9 protein-coding genes and 1 pseudogene are annotated in these 18725 nt (G+C 61.3%); all 10 read left to right on the plus strand.

The genetic code is table 11. The features are described from left to right. Positions 1–248: 248 nt before the first annotated feature. The 10 genes and pseudogenes from VDP61_RS05330 (at position 249) to VDP61_RS05375 (ending at position 18643) form a co-directional block, all read left to right on the plus strand. Positions 249–6666, plus strand: a pseudogene (locus tag VDP61_RS05330) (type I polyketide synthase). Between the two features lie 4 nt (positions 6667–6670). Continuing rightward, positions 6671–7732, plus strand: a complete 1062-nt coding sequence (locus VDP61_RS05335; protein WP_323005904.1) for a glycosyltransferase family 2 protein — start codon at positions 6671–6673, stop codon at positions 7730–7732. Between the two features lie 53 nt (positions 7733–7785). Then, entirely contained in the window at positions 7786–12306 is a 4521-nt protein-coding gene (locus tag VDP61_RS05340; RefSeq protein WP_323005905.1) for a MupA/Atu3671 family FMN-dependent luciferase-like monooxygenase, read from the plus strand. Continuing rightward, positions 12306–12959: a 4'-phosphopantetheinyl transferase family protein gene (locus tag VDP61_RS05345; RefSeq protein ID WP_323005906.1), complete on the plus strand. Its 654-nt coding sequence runs from the start codon at positions 12306–12308 to the stop codon at positions 12957–12959. The genes VDP61_RS05340 and VDP61_RS05345 overlap by 1 nt, the downstream gene beginning before the upstream one ends. 242 nt (positions 12960–13201) lie before the next feature. Further along, positions 13202–13387: a hypothetical protein gene (locus tag VDP61_RS05350; RefSeq protein WP_323005907.1), complete on the plus strand. Its 186-nt coding sequence runs from the start codon at positions 13202–13204 to the stop codon at positions 13385–13387. A 498-nt stretch (positions 13388–13885) separates the two neighbouring features. Beyond that, on the plus strand, positions 13886–15580 hold the full coding sequence (locus tag VDP61_RS05355; protein ID WP_323005908.1) for a peptidoglycan-binding domain-containing protein: 1695 nt from the start codon (positions 13886–13888) through the stop codon (positions 15578–15580). A 304-nt stretch (positions 15581–15884) separates the two neighbouring features. Next, positions 15885–16709, plus strand: a complete 825-nt coding sequence (locus VDP61_RS05360; protein ID WP_323005909.1) for a S49 family peptidase — start codon at positions 15885–15887, stop codon at positions 16707–16709. Between the two features lies 1 nt (position 16710). Continuing rightward, positions 16711–16911, plus strand: coding sequence for a hypothetical protein (locus VDP61_RS05365; protein WP_323005910.1), 201 nt, complete (start codon positions 16711–16713; stop codon positions 16909–16911). Positions 16912–16920: 9 nt separating this feature from the next. After that, positions 16921–17862 carry a calcium/sodium antiporter gene (locus tag VDP61_RS05370; RefSeq protein WP_323005911.1) on the plus strand — a complete coding sequence of 314 codons (942 nt, stop codon included), beginning with the start codon at positions 16921–16923 and terminating at the stop codon, positions 17860–17862. Between the two features lies 1 nt (position 17863). Next, positions 17864–18643 carry an SDR family oxidoreductase gene (locus VDP61_RS05375; protein ID WP_323005912.1) on the plus strand — a complete coding sequence of 260 codons (780 nt, stop codon included), beginning with the start codon at positions 17864–17866 and terminating at the stop codon, positions 18641–18643. Positions 18644–18725 lie beyond the last annotated feature (82 nt).

Genomic DNA, 18725 nt, shown 5'->3' on the forward strand with positions numbered 1-18725 from the left:
GCGGATATGCGGCGCTGCACGGTCAATCCTGGCGGGTTGTGCCATGTTTCGGCGGGTAAGGTGGCGGGAATGTGGCAGCACTGCGACATTGTTGCTGGTGACGCACTGATCCCTGAATGGCACAGTAGCGGGTATCAAAAGAAAGGCACCTGCGCTAGCTTTGGTCTGTTAAGACAGGCGGGTTAAGCTGTCTCATCCCTATGGGCCGGGGGCTGAGAGGTCAGGCAAGAGGGCCAGAGGCAAGCAAGATGGCAGACGTGGCAGACCGGACGGACCTAGATGAGAATGACATTGCGATTATCGGCATGGCGGCGCATCTGCCGGGTGCGGAAAATGTTTCGCAATACTGGTCCAATCTGATTGCCGGGGTTGAAAGCATCCGGCACCTTACCGAGGCGGAATTGCTGGCCAATGGCGAAAGCCAGGCCCGGATGCGGCATCGCAACTATGTGCCAGCCGCCGCCCCCTTGGATGATTTCGACCATTTCGACGCCGAGTTCTTTGGTTTCTCGCCCAAAGAGGCGGCGATCCTTGATCCGCAGCACCGTCAATTCCTTGAAGTGGCGTGGGAGGCATTGGAAGATGCTGGCCACCCGGCCGAGGCTTTTCCCGGCACTGTCGGCGTTTATGGCGGCTGCGGCATGGGCAGTTATTTCTATTTCAACCTGTGTTCGAACCCGGATCTGGTGGAAGATACCGGCCTGTTCTTGCTGCGTCACACCGGCAACGACAAAGACTTTCTGACCACCCGTGTCAGCCATATCCTTGATCTCAAAGGCCCATCAATCAGCATCCAGACTGCTTGTTCTACATCCTTGGTGGCCATACACTACGCCGCACAGGCCTTGCTGACGGGCGAGTGTGACATGGCGCTGGCGGGCGGCGTTACGGTTGAGTTGCCGCAGGGGCGGGGCTATATTTTCAATGAGGGTGAGGTTTTATCGCCCGACGGTCATTGCCATGCGTTTGACGCCAGCGCCCAGGGTACGGTTTTCGGCTCTGGTGCCGGTGTGGTTGTGCTGCGGCGGGCTGCCGATGCCCTGCGCGATGGCGATCATATCTGGGCGATCATCAAAGGCTCTGCCGTCAATAATGATGGCGCGGCCAAAGCTGGCTATCTGGCGCCTTCGGTTGATGGCCAGGCCAGCGCGATTGCCGAGGCCCAGGCCATTGCAGGGGTTTCCGCCGATACCATCGACTATATCGAATGTCACGGCACCGGCACCTTTCTGGGTGACCCCATCGAGATTGCCGCCCTGACCGAGGCTTTTTCCAAGACCACGGATGCGGTGGGCTTTTGCCGCATTGGCTCGGTGAAAACCAACATCGGCCATCTTGATACAGCCGCTGGGGTTGCCGGTCTGATCAAGGCCAGCCTTGCGCTGCATCACGGCCAGATGCCTGCCAGCCTGAATTATACCACGCCCAATCCGGCGATTGATTTTGAAACATCGCCCTTTCGGGTCAATGATCGCCTGACCGATTGGCCCCGGCGTAAAACCCCGCGCCGTGCGGGCGTGAACGCGTTGGGCGTCGGCGGCACCAACGCGCATGTGGTGTTGCAAGAGGCCCCGGCCCGCGCCCCTTCGGGCGAAAGCGACTGGCCGTTCCAAGTGCTGGTTCTATCAGCGAAAACCAAAGCGGCGCTTGACAATCAGGCGAAAAACCTTGCGGCCCATCTGCGCGCCCACCCCGAACAGCCACTTGCCGATGTGGCCTGGACGCTGAAACAGGGGCGGCACGCGTTTGAAAAACGTCGGGTGATTGTGGCCGAAAGCCACGCTGGCGCCGCAGACCTGCTGGACGGCAGCGACCCGCGCCGCGTGTTCAACCATGAACCGCTTGACTGCCCCGAGGTGGTTTTCATGTTTCCCGGTGGTGGTGCGCAATTCGCCGGTATGGCCCGCGACCTCTACCTGACCGAGCCGGAATTTGCCGATTGGATGGACCGGGGGCTGGCCATTCTGCAACCCAAACTCGATTACGATATTCGCGCGCTTTGGCTACCCGAACCGGGCGCCGAGGCCGCCGCGAATGAGGCGCTTAAAAAGCCGTCGGTGCAGCTTCCGTTGATCATGATCACCGAATATGCGCTGGCGAAACTTTACCAATCCTGGGGCGTGGTGCCGACGGCGCTGGTCGGCCATTCCATGGGCGAAAACACCGCCGCTTGCCTTGCCGGTGTTTTGTCGTTTGAAGATTGCATTGGCCTTGTCCATCTGCGCGGCACCTTGTTTGATACCATCGCGCCGGGTGGCATGCTGTCTATTCCGCTGGCTGCGGCCGAGGTTCGCGCGCTGCTGAGCGCCGATCTGGATATGGCCAGTATCAATGCGCCGGGGCTTTGTGTTGTTTCGGGCCCGGATGAGGCGTTGAACACCCTTGCGAAAACCTTGGCCGCCAAGCAGATCGACACCCAGCGCATCGCGATAGATATCGCCGCCCATTCCAAAATGCTCGGGCCGATCCTGTCGCGCTTTGGTGACTATCTGCGCACAATCCCTTTGCATGCGCCGAACTTGCCGATCATTTCCAACAGCACCGGTGCCGCCCTGACAGCGGCGCAGGCCACCAGCCCCGAATATTGGGTGGCCCATCTGCGCGCCACTGTAAACTTTGCCGCCTGCATGGAGACGCTGAAAGCCCCCAACCGGGTCTTTATGGAAATGGGTCCGGGCCGTGCGCTGTCGTCGCTGGCGCAAGCCAATGGAATTGCGGCGGCTCAGGTTATCCCCGCGCTGCGCCACCCCGATCAGGCGATCCCTGATGACCAATGGCATATCGCAACCATCGGGCGGCTTTGGGCCTGCGGCGTTAGCGTGGATTGGGCCCCGATCTGGGGCGATGCCACCCGCCACCGCGTACCGCTGCCAACCTATGCCTTTCAGCGCAAACAGTATTTCATCGCGCCGGGGCAGGCGGCCGCAACCACGCCCGATCTGCCAATGCGGATAGAGGATGTCGCCCAATGGGGCTGGCAAACCCATTGGCGCCCCCGCGCTGTAGAAGTGATGGAAGGCGATGTGGATATCGAGGCCGGGTTTGATGATCTGCCCCCGCAAACCTGGCTGGTGTTCATGGATGCCGCCGGGCTGGCCGAGGCGGCCTTTGCCCCGCTTGTCGCCGCTGGCCACAGCGTTATTGCTGTGCGCCCCGGTGATGCCTTCGGCCCAGATGGCAAGGGCGGCTACCGCCTTGCGCCGGAACATGGCCGGGCCGGCTATGACGCGCTGCTGCGTGATCTGATCGCGCAGGGCCAAACCCCCACCCGTATCGCGCATTTCTGGCTTGTTACCGATGGCGAAACCTTCCGCCCCGGCTCCAGCTTTTTTCATCGCAATATCGAACAGGGGTTTTATTCGCTGCTGTTTCTGGGGCAGGCCCTGGCGACCGAAAACCTTGCCCAGCCGCCGCAGATCACTGTCTTTACCACTGGTGCTGTGCAGGTGCGTGCCGAAGGCTTGGCCTATCCCGAAAAGGCGACCATCGCAGGCCCCGCCATGGTCATCCCGCGCGAAGTGCCGGGGGTGACGTGCCGCACGCTGGACCTGCAACTGCCCGCCCGCCCGCGTTCCGGTTCACGGCGGGGCAAGCCCGATTATTCGACCTTGCTGCCGCAGGTGCTGGAGGAACTTCTTGCCTTGCCCGCCAACAGCATGGCCGCGCTGCGCGGGGCAAAACGGCTGGAACGTGGGGTGAAAGCCATAGCGCTGCCCAAGACACCCTTGACGCTGCCCGAAGGCGCGCCGGTCTTGCTGACGGGGGGCTTTGGTGGCATTGGTCTGACACTGGCGGAAAAGCTGATTACCGATCACGGGGCCAAAATTGCCCTGATCGCGCGGCGGCCCTTGCCAGATCGCGCCAATTGGCCCGCCTATCTGGCCAAACACAGCCCCAGCGATGCCACCGCGCGCCGCATCCTTGCCTTGCAACGGCTTGAAGGGTTGGGGGGCACGGTTCTGGTATTGGCCGCCGATGTGACCAACGCGCAGGATATGCGCGCCGCCGTCGATACGATCACCAAAAGCTTTGGCCCGATCCACACCGTTATTCATGCCGCCGGCGTGATTGATGACGCACCGCTGCTGGCAAAATCGCCCGCCTCGGTCGAAGAGGTCTTTGCCCCCAAACTGCACGGCACCAAGGTTCTGGCCGATCTTTTCCCCGATGGCTCTATTAAGCGGCTGGTGCTGTTTTCGTCCACCTCAACCCAGACCGGCCCGGCGGGGCAGGTGGATTATGTGGCTGCGAATGACTATCTGAATGCCTATGCCCAATCCCGAAAGGGCGGCAAAACCCAGGTCCTGGCGCTGAATTGGGGCATTTGGTCCGATGTCGGCATGGCCGCCGAGGCGCTGGCAGATCGGATGGGCACGCAACGGCCCGCCCCGCGCGTGCCGCTGGCAGCCCGGATGCTGGATGAGGCCACGTTTGACGCCGCAGGCCACCGCCTGTTTACCGCCCATTACGGGCCGGATCGTTGGGTGCTGGATGGCCACCGCACCAAGGATGGTCACGCGCTGATCCCCGGCACCGGCTATCTGGAAATCGCAGCCGAGGCGATGGCGCATGAAGGGTTGCCCGCGTTCGAGATCCGTGACCTCTATTTCTTTCGCCCGCTTGATGTGCCGGATATCCGCGCCACCCTGTCGCCGACGGATGAAGGATACGGTTTTGACCTTCGCTCTGCGGTTCCGTCAACCGGGCGCATCGGCTGGCAGTTGAATGCACAGGCCCGCCTGTTGCCGCTGACCGGCTCAGCGCCGCAAATTGACGCCGCAGCGATTGCCGCGCGCTGCGCTGCGGCTGAAACTGGCCAGGGCCTTGCCTCTCCACAAGAGGCGCATCTGACCTTTGGGTCGCGCTGGCGGGTCCTTCACTCTCGTGCTTACGGCAAGGGGGAAGGCATCGCGCTGCTTGCCCTTCCTGCCGCCTATCAGGCAGAGGCCGGGCCGTGGCACTTGCACCCCGCGCTGATGGATCTGGCAACGGGCTGGGCCATGGGCCTGATCGACGGCTACACCCCAGATCATCTTTGGGTGCCGATGTCCTATGCGAGTGCCAAGGTCTTTGCGCCACTGCCTGCAAACATCACCTCTTGGGTGCGCAGCGCAGGCCCCAACCGGGCAAGCGACGCAACCGCGGTGTTTGACATCACGCTGGCCGACCCATCGGGCAAGGTTTGCGTTGAAATCACCGGTTTCACCCTGCGCAAGCTGGACGGCGCGCTGTCGTTTGCTGCCCCGGATCCGCGCGAATTGGCCTTTGATGACATGGGCCCCAAGCAGCTTTCCCTTGCCGAGGAACGGCTTGCCCACAACTTGACCCAGGGAATCCGGCCGCAAGAAGGGGCCGAGGCCTTTGCCCGCGCGCTGTCTCTGGACGCGGTGCAAATCATCATTTCTTCGCTGGATCTGCCGGCGCTGATCGCCCAGGCCGGGCAAACCGACCCCGCGCCAAAACCGGGGCAAAGCTTTGCGCGCCCCGATCTTGATACCGACTTTGTGGGGCCAAGGAATGATATCGAGCGCATTCTGACCGGCTTTTGGCAAGACTTGCTGGGCCTGGGCCAGGTTGGTGTCGAGGATGATTTTTTTGCGCTGGGGGGGCATTCGTTGATCGCTGTGCGTCTGTTTGCCATGGTGCGCAAAGCCTACCGCGTTGATTTCCCGATTTCGGTGCTGTTCGAGGCCCCGACAATCGCCGCTTGCGCCGCCTTGATCGAGCAGCGTATCGGCCCACAAGACGGCCCCGATCTGGCCAGCCCCGATCAGACCCCAAAAACGCCAAAGCGCCGCTTTACCCATCTGGTGGCCATGCATGAACGCGACGGCGGGCCAAAAACGCCATTCTTCCTTGTTGCTGGCATGTTTGGCAATGTGCTGAACCTGCGCCATCTGGCGCAACTTATCGGTGGCGAGCGCCCGTTCTACGGCTTGCAGGCGCGCGGGCTTTATGGTGATCAGCCACCGCACAGCACCATCCCGCAGGCCGCCGCCGATTACATCGCCGAACTGCGCCAGATCCAACCGCAGGGCCCCTATCTTTTGGGTGGCTTTTCAGGGGGGGGGGCTGACGGCATGGGAAATGGCGATCCAGTTGGAAAAAGCGGGTGAGCAGGTGGCGCTGCTGGCGCTGCTTGACACCCCGTTGCCCATGCGGCCCGGCCTGTCCGGGCTGGACAAAGCCAAGATAAAACTGGCCGAAATGCGCAAGCGCGGGCCGGGCTATCTGCTGGATTGGGCGCGCGCGCGCTGGGAATGGGAACGCCGCAAGCGCCACGCCCCGGCCACTGATGCGCAAGGCGCCTTTCATAATGCCGCAATCGAGGCGGCGTTCCGCAGCGCCTTGCCGCTTTATCCGCTGCCCCTGCGCAAGGGGCCAACGACCCTGTTTCGGCCGCCACTGGATCGGCGCTGGCAGGTCAGCAACGGCAGTTGGGTCAGCAGCGCCAAAGAATATGTCTTTGCCGACAATGATCTGACCCGCTTTGCCCCCGCACTGAAGGTGATAGAGGTGCCGGGCGACCATGACAGCATGGTCCTGGAACCCAATGTGCGCGTATTGGCCGGGGCCTTGCGCCAAGCAATTGCGCAAGCCGAGCCCGCCGCATGCCCCGCATTTGCAGCACCGTTTTCGACCCTCTTTTCGGCGGCGGCGGAATAATCGGATGAAAACCATTCTGACCGTTATCCTCAATTGGCGTACAGCCGATATGACGCTGCGATCGGCTGCGGCTGCGCTGCGCGCGATGGCGGGCATGCCCGGCGCATTGACCATTGTCGATAATGACAGTGGTGACGGCTCGTTTGAAACGCTATGTGCCGAAGTGGTGGCGCGCGGCTGGGACAAGGGCGAAATTCCGGTTCGCGTTATCCAATCCGGGCGCAATGGCGGCTTTGGCGCGGGCAATAATGTTGGTATTCGGGCGGGGTTACCCGCTGACTTTCCCGGCGGTACGCGCCCTGATTACATTTATATCCTGAACTCCGATGCGTTTCCTGATTCGGGTCCTGATTCGGGTCCTGATCCGGGTCCTGATCCGGGTTCTGATCCGGGCGCGATCCGGGTGCTTTATGATCATTTGAACGCCAACCCGAACACCGGCTTTGCGGGCAGCTATATCCATGGAGAGGATGGCACCCCTCATCGTACCGCCTTCCGCTTTCCCTCTGTTCTTGGCGAATTCGAATCCTCGGTTCGCTTTGGTCCGATCAGCCGGCTGTTGGCCAACCATGTCGTTGCCCAGCCGATTCCCAGTGCCACAACCCGCGTCGATTGGCTGGCAGGCGCAAGCCTTATGATGCGGCAAGATGTGCTTGATGCCATCGGTCTGTTTGATGAAACCTTCTTCCTGTATTTTGAGGAAACCGAGCTGTGCCACCGCGCGGCGGTTGCGGGCTATCCGACTGATTATGTGCGCGAAAGTCGCATTATGCATATCGGCTCTGTCTCGACCGGCATGAAAACATGGCGCCGTATGCCCGGCTATTGGTTTGACAGCCGGCTTTATTATTTCACCAAGGTACATGGTCGCGGTTATGCGGCCCTTGCCACAATCTCGCTCATATTCGGGTCTATGCTTTGGCGGCTGCGTTTGTTGATTCACCGCAAGGACAGGGGCGATCCACCGTGTTTTCTTCGGGATTTGATAGCGCATGCGGCCCGCGCTTATCTTTGGCGCAGCCCGCAAAACAAAGTACCCACTGCACCGCAGCGGGCCAAATTGTGACCCCCGCGTGGCGGGCCAAACCGTAATCCCCGCGTGGCGGGAAGGAGTGTGACATGTCCAGCGCCTTGATTATCGGCAATGACTCTCTGACCATCCAATGCGCCGAGGCGCTGCTGGATCGCGGCCATACCCTGACGGCGCTGGTCACGCACAACCAAGATGTGCGCGCTTGGGCGCAAGGCAAGGGTGTGCGGGTAGAGATGCCGGGCGTTGATATGGCAGCGCGGCTGGGCGGCGTGCGCGCGGATTGGCTTTTGTCGATTGCCAACCTGACAGTGATCCCCGAGGCGGTTCTGGCCCTGGCCGATCAGGCGGTGAATTTCCACGATGGCCCCTTGCCGCGCTATGCGGGGCTGAACGCGCCGGTCTGGGCCATTCTGAACGGCGAGACGCAGCACGGTATCACATGGCACCGCATGGTGGCGGGCGTTGATGCGGGCGCGATCCTGGAGCAACGCCTGTTTGATATCGCTGCAGATGATACCGCGCTGACGCTGAACACCAAGTGCTTTTCCGCCGCGATTGACAGTTTTCTCGCCGTATTGACCGCATTGGAAGGCAACGCGCCGGGGGTGGCGCAAGACCTGACCTTGCGGTCCGAATATCACCGCAGCGACCGCCCCGCGGCTGCCGCGCGGCTGGATTTCACGCAAAGCGCCGAGCAGGTCGCGGCCTTGGTGCGCGGGCTTGATCATGGCAGCTATGCCAACCCGCTGGCCCTGCCCAAACTTGATGTCGCAGGCCGTTTGGTGTTGGTTGCAAAGGCTGCGGTATTGCCCGCGGGTGAGGGCGTGCCGGGAACGGTGACCGAAGCCAGCGAGGCGGGGCTTGTCGTGACCTGCGCGACAGGGGCGGTGCATTTGTCTGGGTTGACGGATCTGGACGGCGCAGTCCTGTGCCCGAAATCCCTGAACCTTCGCCATTTGCCAAGCCCCGGTGACGCGGCCCAAGCGATTACCGATGCCATCGCCGCCGCCGCCCCAACAGAAGCTGCCATGCGTCGCGCACTTGCGCGGATAATGCCGCTGGACCTGCCGCAGCTTAAATCCGGCGCGGCGCAGTGGCAAAGCCTGCCGCTTGCCACGACCAGCCATTTTGCCAATGCGCTGGGCGTGGCGCGGGCCTTGGGGCAAGGTGCGGTTGATCTGGCTGTCAAAAGCCCGCAGCAATCGCCGTATCTGTCGGGCTGGTCGCCGCTGCATCTGGATGTGGGCGGCACAGTGGCACAGGCTGAAACCGCCTTTGCCGCCGCTTGGGCAAAGGCCAAGGCCAGCGCGGGTTTCGCTGTCGATTTGCCCCGCCGCGACCCTGCACTTGCGGCTTTGAAAACCCCGGCAATCGCGCTGTCAGACGATGGGCCCGTTGCTGATACGGTGATGACCCTTACGCCAGATGCTTTGCATTTCGACAAGGCGCGTATCAGCGCCAGGGATGCCGCAGCTTTTGCCGCCCGCCTTGCCACTTTGGCGGCAGGCCTGGCCGATGTGGCTGGCGATGCGGCGGCGCAAACGCCTTGTGCCGATTTGCCGATCATTCCGCAGGCCGAGCGTGACCTGATGGTGCATCGCTGGAATGATACCGCCAAAGACTATGACCGCAGCCTGACGGTGCATCGTGCCTTTGAGGCGCAAGCGGCCAAAACCCCAGATGCCCCGGCTGTGGTGTTTGAGGCTAAAACCCTGACCTATGCCCAGTTGAACCAGCGCGCGAACCGTGCCGCCCATGTGCTGATGGAAATGGGCGTGACACCCGGCACGCTGGTCGGGCTGTGCGCCACCCGCTCGCTTGACCTGCTGATCGGCGCGCTGGCGATCTTGAAAGCGGGCGGCGCCTATGTGCCGATGGACCCGGCCTATCCCGCCGACCGCATCGCGCTGTTTGTGAAAGACAGCGCTGCGCCGGTCATTGTCACGCAAAGCCGGCTGGCCGATGATCTGCCCAGCGGCAATGCCCAAACCCTGTGTATTGATACCGACCCCCGCATCGCACAGGCAAGCGACCAAACCCCCGACAGCGGCGTCACATCAGCCGATCTGGCCTATATGATCTACACTTCCGGCTCTACCGGGCGGCCCAAGGGCGTGATGGTGGAACATCGCAACGTCGCGAATTTCTTTGCCGGGATGGATGATCGCATTGACCACGCCACCGGCTCGGTCTGGCTGGCCGTCACCTCGCTGTCCTTCGATATTTCGGTGCTGGAATTGTTCTGGACGCTGGCGCGCGGTTTCAAACTTGTGCTGTCGTCGGATGAAAACCGCGCCTTGGTGTCGTCGGGCACCATCACATCATCAAAAGGCATGGAATTTTCGTTGTATTACTGGGGCAATGATGATGGCGCGGGCCCCAAGAAATACGAAATGCTGCTGGAAGGTGCGAAATTCGCCGATACCCATGGCTTTTGCGCGGTCTGGACGCCCGAACGCCATTTCCATGCTTTCGGCGGCCCCTATCCGAACCCCTCGGTCACAGGGGCTGCCGTTGCGGCGGTGACGAAAAACATCGGTGTGCGCTCCGGCTCTTGTGTGTTGCCGCTGCACCATCCGGCCCGCGTTGCCGAAGAATGGGCGGTGATTGACAACCTGACCAATGGCCGCGCCGGGATTGGCCTTGCCTCGGGCTGGCAACCCGATGACTTTTTGCTGCGCCCCGAAAACACCCCGCCCAACAACCGCAAGGCGATGTTTGACGGCATAGAGCAGGTGCGCCGCCTTTGGCGCGGCGAAGAGGTTGAATTTCCAACGGCCACCGGCACCCACAAGATCATCACGCAACCCCGCCCCGTCTCGCGCGAATTGCCGGTCTGGGTGACCATCGCAGGCAACCCCGCAACCTGGCGCGAGGCGGGTGAGATTGGCGCGCATGTGCTGACCCATCTTTTGGGCCAGTCGATCGAGGATGTGGGCGAACGGATCAAAATCTATCACGACGCCTTGCGCGGCGCGGGCCATGACCCCGCCGATTTTACCGTCACCCTGATGCTGCACACCTATATTTCGCGGGATCGCGAATTGGCCCGCACCATCGCACGCGGGCCGATGAAGGCATATATGGGGTCGGCTGCGGGGCTGATCAAACAATGTGCCTGGGCCTTTCCGGCGTTCAAAAAGCCTGTTGGTGTTGAAAACCCGATGCAGATTGATCTGGAAACGCTGTCTGGCGAAGAGGTCGAGGCGATCCTCGATTTCGCTTTCAATCGCTACTTTGAGGATTCGGGCCTGTTCGGCACCGTTGATGATTGCCTTGCCCGCGTTGAGTCGCTGAAAAAAATCGGCGTGACCGAGGTGGCCTGCCTGATCGACTACGGCATCGCCTCTGAAACCGTGATGGAGGGGCTTTACCCCCTGGCCGAGGTGCTGCGCCGTTCCAACCAGGCCGGCCCCGAGGCGCATGATTTTTCCATCGCCGCTCAATTGATCCGCCACAAGGTCACGCATCTGCAATGCACGCCCTCGATGGCGCGCATGATCGCGATGAATGATGACAGCCGCGCAGCCTTGGCCGGCGTGAAAACCCTGATGCTGGGCGGTGAGGCGCTGCCCTCTGCGCTGGTCGCAGACCTGAACACCGCCACAACTGCGCGTATTGAAAACATGTATGGCCCCACCGAAACCACGATCTGGTCCACCACCGAAACCGCTGTGGCAGGGCAGGGCGTGGCCAGCATCGGCACGCCGATTGCCAATACCCAGGCCTATGTGCTCGACGCCGCGCTGAACCCGGTGCCTTTGGGCGTGGCGGGTGAGTTGTGGATTGGCGGCGACGGGGTGGCGCGCGGCTATTGGCAGCAAGATGATCTGACCGCCGAACGCTTCCGCGACAACCCGTTCCATGCTGGCCGGATCTATGGCACCGGCGATCTGGTGCGCTGGCGGCCCGATGGCAAGCTCGACTTTCTTGGCCGCGCCGACCATCAGGTCAAACTGCGCGGCTACCGGATAGAGCTGGGCGAGATTGAAACCCTGCTGGAGGCGCAGCCCGGCGTGGCCCAAGCCGTTGTTCTGGCACGCGAAGATAGCCCCGGCGATCTGCGCCTTGTCGCCTATCTGCGCGGCACCGCCCGCGAATTTGCCCTGCGTCCGGCTTTGGCGGCTGCCCTTCCCGCCCATATGATCCCGCAGCATTTCGTTGCGCTGGACAGCTTTCCGCTGACCCCAAACCGCAAGGTTGACCGCAAGGCGCTGCCCGCCCCAAATGCGGCATCTGCACCCCAAACGGCAAGCTATGTCGCCCCAATCGGCGTGGCCGAACAACTGGCCGCCATCTGGTCGCGCGTGCTTGGCGTGCCAAAAGTGGGCGCAAAAGACAGCTTCTTTGGCCTTGGCGGCCACTCCTTGCTGGCGGTTCAGGCACATCGTGAAATCCGCGCCGATCTCGGGGTTGCAAAGCTTTCGATCACCGATATTTTCCGCTTTCCGGTACTTGAAACCCTTGCTGCACACATTGAAAAGCTAAGCGGTGCGGCACAAGCGGCCCCCACCCCAGAGCCGGCAGAAAACAATGACCGGGCGAATGCGCGCGCCGATGCCATGGCGCGCCGCCGCCAGATGCGGGCAGGGCAGGCGGCAAGCTGATGCCAGCCCTTGCAGCCCTTGCAGCCCTTGCAACGGCTGCGCGGGCAATGCTGCCCGCCACTGTGGCGGTCGCAACCGCCGACCCAATGGCGGTTGCACAAATTGCTTGGCCCGGTGAAACGCTGCCCAATGCGGTGCTAACACGCCAGCGTGAATTTGCCGCTGGCCGCAGCGCCGCCCGCGCCGCCCTGCACCAACTCGGGCATCCCGCCACCGCGCTTCCGATGGGCCCAGATCGCGCGCCCATCTGGCCGCCCGGTCTGACAGGCTCCATCACCCACAGCGCTACGCTTTGCCTTGTGGCGGTGACCCATACAGCAAACCTTGTCGGGGTTGATCTGGAACCCGCAACCCCCCTGAGCCCCGATCTGTGGGATGTAGTCTTGCGCCCCGAAGAGCAGGCCGTGCTTGCCGGCAACCCAAACGCGCCCTTCCTTGCAAAACTGATCTTTTCGGCCAAAGAGGCTGCCTATAAGGCGCAATATGCCCGATCCAGAACGCTGCTGGATTTTGACGCCTTGCAGATCGTATTTGCAGAAAACACCTTCACCGCCCGCTTTACCCAAAATGTTCCGGGCTATGCCATTGGCGCAACCCTGATTGGCCGCGCTACAACCATTCAAAACCATTTTCTGACAATCGTAAGCGGTTAATGGGTCCCCTCACTTTCTGTTCGGCAGAAATATCCTCGGGGGTGTCACTTTGCCTTGCAAAGTGACTTCGGGGGCAGACAGCCCCCGTCCCCCGCGGCAACAGGCACTGCATTTGAACATCACTGCCCCAGCACATCACGAGCGCGTTCAAGATCGGGGCCACAAGCACGTTTCACACCTCGGCTGATGGCAAAGAAGCGATCTGCACGCCTGAGCGGCTGTCCAAAATACACGGGCTTGAATTGCTTCAGCTTCCGGGTGAAGTATCGGGCCAGAAACAAAAAACGCACTGGTTGCAAAATCGCCGCGACAAGCCGGACCATGCAATCCTGTCTGGCTGGGGCGTGAGGAATGCCGTGGCCATTCACGAAGCCGCCATCACCCTCTATCCGAAGGGTAAATCCATCGGCGCCTGCGGTCAGGGTTGAAAAATACCGTTTTGCCTGCTGGCGGTGGCGCGGGTGGTCGAATTTGGCTTGCCCGTTTTGGCCGGGCTTTCAATTCCACCTGCCAAGATCATGGCGGCCCCGGCAAGGCGCGTATTCATGCAAAAAAAGCCCCGAAAAGAGGAGCCGGATCACCGATCGGATCACGCCTGACAGGGATGTGATCCAACCGGTGATCCAGAAAAAACTCAGGGCTGCGCCCGGTGTCACCGCGCCTCCCGAAGCGGCCCCTGCGCGGATTTTCGCCACCCGTAACTGCGAGATTGATGAAAGGACGCTCACGAATGAAACCAGAGCGGTCAATCCTGCGTTATAGTAACGAACCGTACTCGAAACGCTCAGCTTTCGTGGTAAGGTAGGGCATGTACCGCCGGGGACGCTGCCGAATGACGGCAAGGGTATCACAAACCTGCGCCACCACGACCAGGCAGCAGCCCCAGGCGGTTCAGGCCGTGGTCTGGAAATTGTGAAGGGGCTGTCATGCGTGGAAATTCGGTTGCAATTGTTTTGGCCCTTGCCCTTGGCGTGGCCCCGCTTTGGGCCGAGGATCGGTCACTGATCATCGGCAATGATCCTGTTGATCCCGCCAGCACAGTGGCCGTCGCAACCGAGGTCAACCGGATTTCTCGCGCGCTGAACGGGGCGGGTTTTACCACGCTTGACGGCAGCAATCTTGCAACGGCCGCGCTTCGCAGTCGCCTTGACCGCATTTTGCGCGATCTTGGGCCCACCGATACGCTTGTCATCATGCTCGCCGGTGACTTTGTACATTCGTCAGGCCAAACGTGGTTTCTTGCCCCCAATTCCGGTGATACGACCGGGCTGAACCTTGTCAGCATTGGTGCGGTGGCAATCAACCTTGCCACAGTGTTTGAACTGGCGGGCATGGCACCGGGGCGCGCATTGGTGATGCTTGGCACTGATGGCAACCGATTGGCATTGGGGCGCGGGCTTTCTGCCGGGCTTGGCCGTTTTGATATTCCGCAAGGTGTGGCCGTGGTGCAGGGCGGCACCGCTGATCTGTCACGTTTCGCGCTGACCGGCTTGGTCACGCGCGGCCAAAGCCTTGCCCAGATGCTTGGCGCGGCCAAGGGGATGACGGCGGCGGGCTACCTGCCGCAAGGCCTTGCTTTTCGCACCGCCGCGACAGGCAGCCCCGGGGCCATCACTGACGATGGCGCTGCAAAGGCCCGGGCGGCCATTCAAGCCGCCGAGGCCAAGGACTGGGCCGCAGCGCAAAAGCTGGGCAGCATTGCGGCCTATCAAGCCTATGTCGATGCGCATCCCAGTGGTCTTAACGCCGCCACCGCGCGGGCCGAGCTGTCGCGCCTGCGTAATGATCCGACCCTGTTGGCCCAGCAGGCCGAAGACGCGCTGAAACTTGATCGCGAACAGCGCCGCGCGGTTCAGCGCCAGCTTACGTTATTGGGCTTTGACACCCGCGGCATTGACGGGATTTTCGGCCGGGGCAGCCGTTCTGCGATAATTGCCTGGCAAAAAGCACAAAACGCCCCGGCCAGCGGCTATCTATCGGCGGTAGAGCTGCAACGCCTGTCTGCCGCCGCCGACCGCCGCGCAGCAGAGCTGGAGGCTGAAGCCGCAGCGCGTCAGGCCCAGCTAGACCGCGAGGACCGCAGTTTTTGGGACCGTAGCGGTGCCTCGGGCGAAGAAGACGGCTTGCGCACCTATCTGCGCCAGTTTCCCGATGGGCTTTACGCCGATATTGCGGCAAACCGCTTGCAAGTGTTTGACTTGAAGCGTCAAAACGCCGCTGCCGCCCAAGATCGGGCGGCATGGGCGCAGGCCGAGAAGGATAATGATATCGGCAGCTATACCGCCTATCTTGACCAGTTTCCCCAAGGCGCATTTGTAGCCGAGGCAAAGGCCCGCGTTGCGGCTGCCCAAGACGCCGCCGAGGGCGGTGACAGCAATCGCGCCGCTGCTCAGACCACCGAAGACGGGCTTGGGCTGAATCCGGTCACGCGCAAATTGATCGAAACGCGGCTGGCGAGCCTTGGCTTTGACCCCGGCCCCGCTGATGGGGTTTTTGATGAAAAGACCCGCCGCGCCATTCGCCGCTTTCAAAAGGCCCGCGGCCAGGAAGTGACCGGGTATATAAACCAAACCGCCATTGTTGCGCTTTTGGCTGGTGCGGTGTTCGATTTGGGTAATTGATGCGGCTCAGGTTAAAGAAGACCAGGATCAAGCGCAAACCAAGAGGTCCAAGCATTTCAGGTGTTTGTGCTTTGTAATTGGCCCATTATGTCAACTTGGCCGTAAATAGGTTTATGCAGGAAAATGCCAGGTGTCTGGGCACGCCCGCGCATCGCATCAATGCTGGTTGCCCGCTTTTCGCGCCGTTTTTGCCCCCAATCCTTGACCGTGGCCGGCGCAATAAATTGCTGTGCCGCGCAAGAAATCAACGCGCAAACGCTTGCGGCTCCTTGTCCCTTGCGCCTGCGCAGCTTACATCAGGCCCATGCGTAAATTTATTCCCTTTCTCAACAAACCGCCCTTCGTTCCGGTGATCCGCCTTTGCGGCAGCATTGGCGGTGGCAATCGTTTCAGCCCTTCGCTCAGCGATGCCGCATTGGCCCCGCAGATCGAGCGCGCCTTTGCACGCGGCAAGCCCGCAGCTGTGGCGCTGGTCATCAATTCGCCCGGCGGTTCGGCGGTGCAATCCAGTCTGATCGCCGCCCGCATCCGCCGCCTGGCCGATGAGAAAAACATCCCCGTCCATGCCTTTGTCGAGGATGTTGCCGCCTCGGGGGGGTATTGGCTGGCCTGCGCTGCCGATAATATCTGGGTGGATAACAGTTCTCTTGTTGGCTCTATCGGTGTGATTTTTTCCAGCTTTGGCTTTCCGGGGCTGATGGCCAAACACGGGGTGGAACGCCGTGTGCATACTGCTGGCACCTCAAAATCGCTGGCCGACCCGTTTCTGCCCGAAAAACCCGAGGATGTCGCGCGGCTGAAAGCCTTGCAAGAGCCGATCCATGAGGCGTTTATCGCCCATGTGAAATCTCGGCGCGGGCGGCGTCTTGCGACTGGAACCGACCTGTTCAACGCCGATATCTGGGTCGGGCAGGGGGCAGTGGATGTTGGGCTTGCCGATGGGGTGGCGCATCTGGTGCCCAAGATGCAGGCGCTTTATGGCAATCGGGTTGCGTTGCGGCTGATTGGTGAACGCAGATCCTTTTTGCAACGCTTCGGCGTCAGCGCGGGTAGCCTTGCCTCTGGCATGGTTGCCGGGGCAGCGGCCGAGGTTGAGGAGCGCGCGCTCTGGTCGCGCTACGGGCTTTGACGTGATCAAATTCGTCACCCTTTTTCTGGTGGTTATCCTCGTGCTGGCGATGTTCGGCAAACTGGGCTGGCTTGGCAAGATCGCGCCTAAAAACCTGCGGCGCGGTGGCAAAAACCGCCCCGCTTTGTGCCTTAAATGTGGCCGTCACATCATTGGCTCCAAAGGCTGTGAATGCAGCCAAACCCCGCGTAACAAAGGATAATCCTGCCCGATGCTGATGGATGTAATGTATGTGGGCATTGGCCTTGTGTTGCTTGTTCTGGCTGGCGATGCCTTGGTCCGAGGGTCGGTCAACCTTAGCCTGCGTTTGGGTATTCCGCCGTTGATCGTGGGCCTGACGGTTGTGGCATTTGGCACGTCGGCGCCTGAAATGCTGGTATCGGTTAGCGCGGTTCTGGATAATGCACCGGGCATCGCTTTGGGCAATGTCGTCGGCTCCAACATCGCCAACATCTTGCTGGTGCTGGGCATCCCGGCCATTATTTCCACCATCCATTCCAGTGATCTGGGCGTGACGCGCGGTTATCTGACCATGCTGGCCGCCACAGCCCTGTTCATCGGCCTGTGCTTTTTGGGACCGATCACCTGGTGGCATGCCGCTATATTGCTGATCGGGCTGGCCCTGATGATCCTCGATAATATCCGCACAGCCTACAGGCATCGCAATGGGGCAAAACTGGATGATCTGGAGGGGGCAGACCCTTCGGCGCCTTGGTGGAAAATCATCGGCTTCTTGATCGTGGGCCTGATCGGCCTGCCCTTTGGCGCAGATTTTCTGGTGGATGGCGCGTCCAATATCGCGCGCGTCTTCGGCATTTCAGAAACCGTGATCGGGCTGACTTTGGTTGCCGTTGGCACCTCGCTACCCGAACTTGCCACTTCGGTAATTGCCGCGTTCAAGAAACAGGCCGATGTCGCGATGGGCAATGTAATTGGCTCTAACGTGTTCAACCTGCTGGGTATTATCGGCGTGGCGGGTTTTGTTGGCTCCATTCCGGTACCACAATCCATGTTGCACTCTGATCTATGGGTCATGGCGGCTGCCGCGTTGCTGCTGATCCCCTTCATCATGATGCGCCACCATATCACCCGCGCTGTGGGGATCGCCTTTGTCGCGGCCTATGTCGCCTATACCGTGTCATTGGTGGCCTGAGGTGGCCCGTGCGCTGATCACCGGGGCAGGCCGACGTCTGGGCCGCGCCATGGCGCTGTATCTGGCCGGGCGCGGGCATGATATCGCCGTCCATTACGCGACATCGGCCCAGGATGCCGCCAGTCTGGTCGCCGAGATCATTGCAATGGGGCGCCACGCCGTAGCCTTGCAAGCCGACCTGCTGGAGGATGCGCAAACCGAAACACTGGTGCCGCGCGCGACTGCCGCGCTGGATGGCCCGCTGACGGTGCTGGTCAACAATGCCTCTATTTTTGATTATGACACCTTGCATACGGCCACCCGCGCCAGTTGGGATCGGCATTTTGGTTCCAACCTGCGCGCGCCTTTCGTGCTGACCCAGGGTTTCGCCGCCCAGGCTTTGCCCGCCAGCATGGATGCCGCAGAGGAGCCTTTTGCCCCGTCGCTGATCGTCAACATGCTGGATCAACGGGTCCGCAAACTGACGCCGGAATTCATGACCTACACGCTTGCCAAAATGGGGCTCTGGGCGCTGACCCAAACCGCAGCCCAAGCGCTGGCCCCTGCAATAAGGGTCAACGCCATCGGGCCAGGCCCGACCATGATCGGCGCCCGCCAATCGGTGCAGCATTTCACCGGGCAACGCGCCAACACTATCTTGAAACGCGGTGCAAACCCTGCGGATGTTACGGCGGCCCTTGGGTATTTTCTTGATGCCCCGGCCGTCACCGGGCAGCTTTTATGCGTTGACGGTGGCCAGCATCTGGGGTGGAAAACCGCCGATATCCTGGGTGTGGAGTAGTCATTTCGCTTGACCTGCGACAAGTTGTACACCGCCAGCAGATTCGTTACCAATATGATATATTTTCTCCTGCTATTTCAGT

The sequence above is a fragment of the Pseudorhodobacter sp. genome (assembly GCF_034675685.1).
GTDB lineage: Bacteria > Pseudomonadota > Alphaproteobacteria > Rhodobacterales > Rhodobacteraceae > Pseudorhodobacter.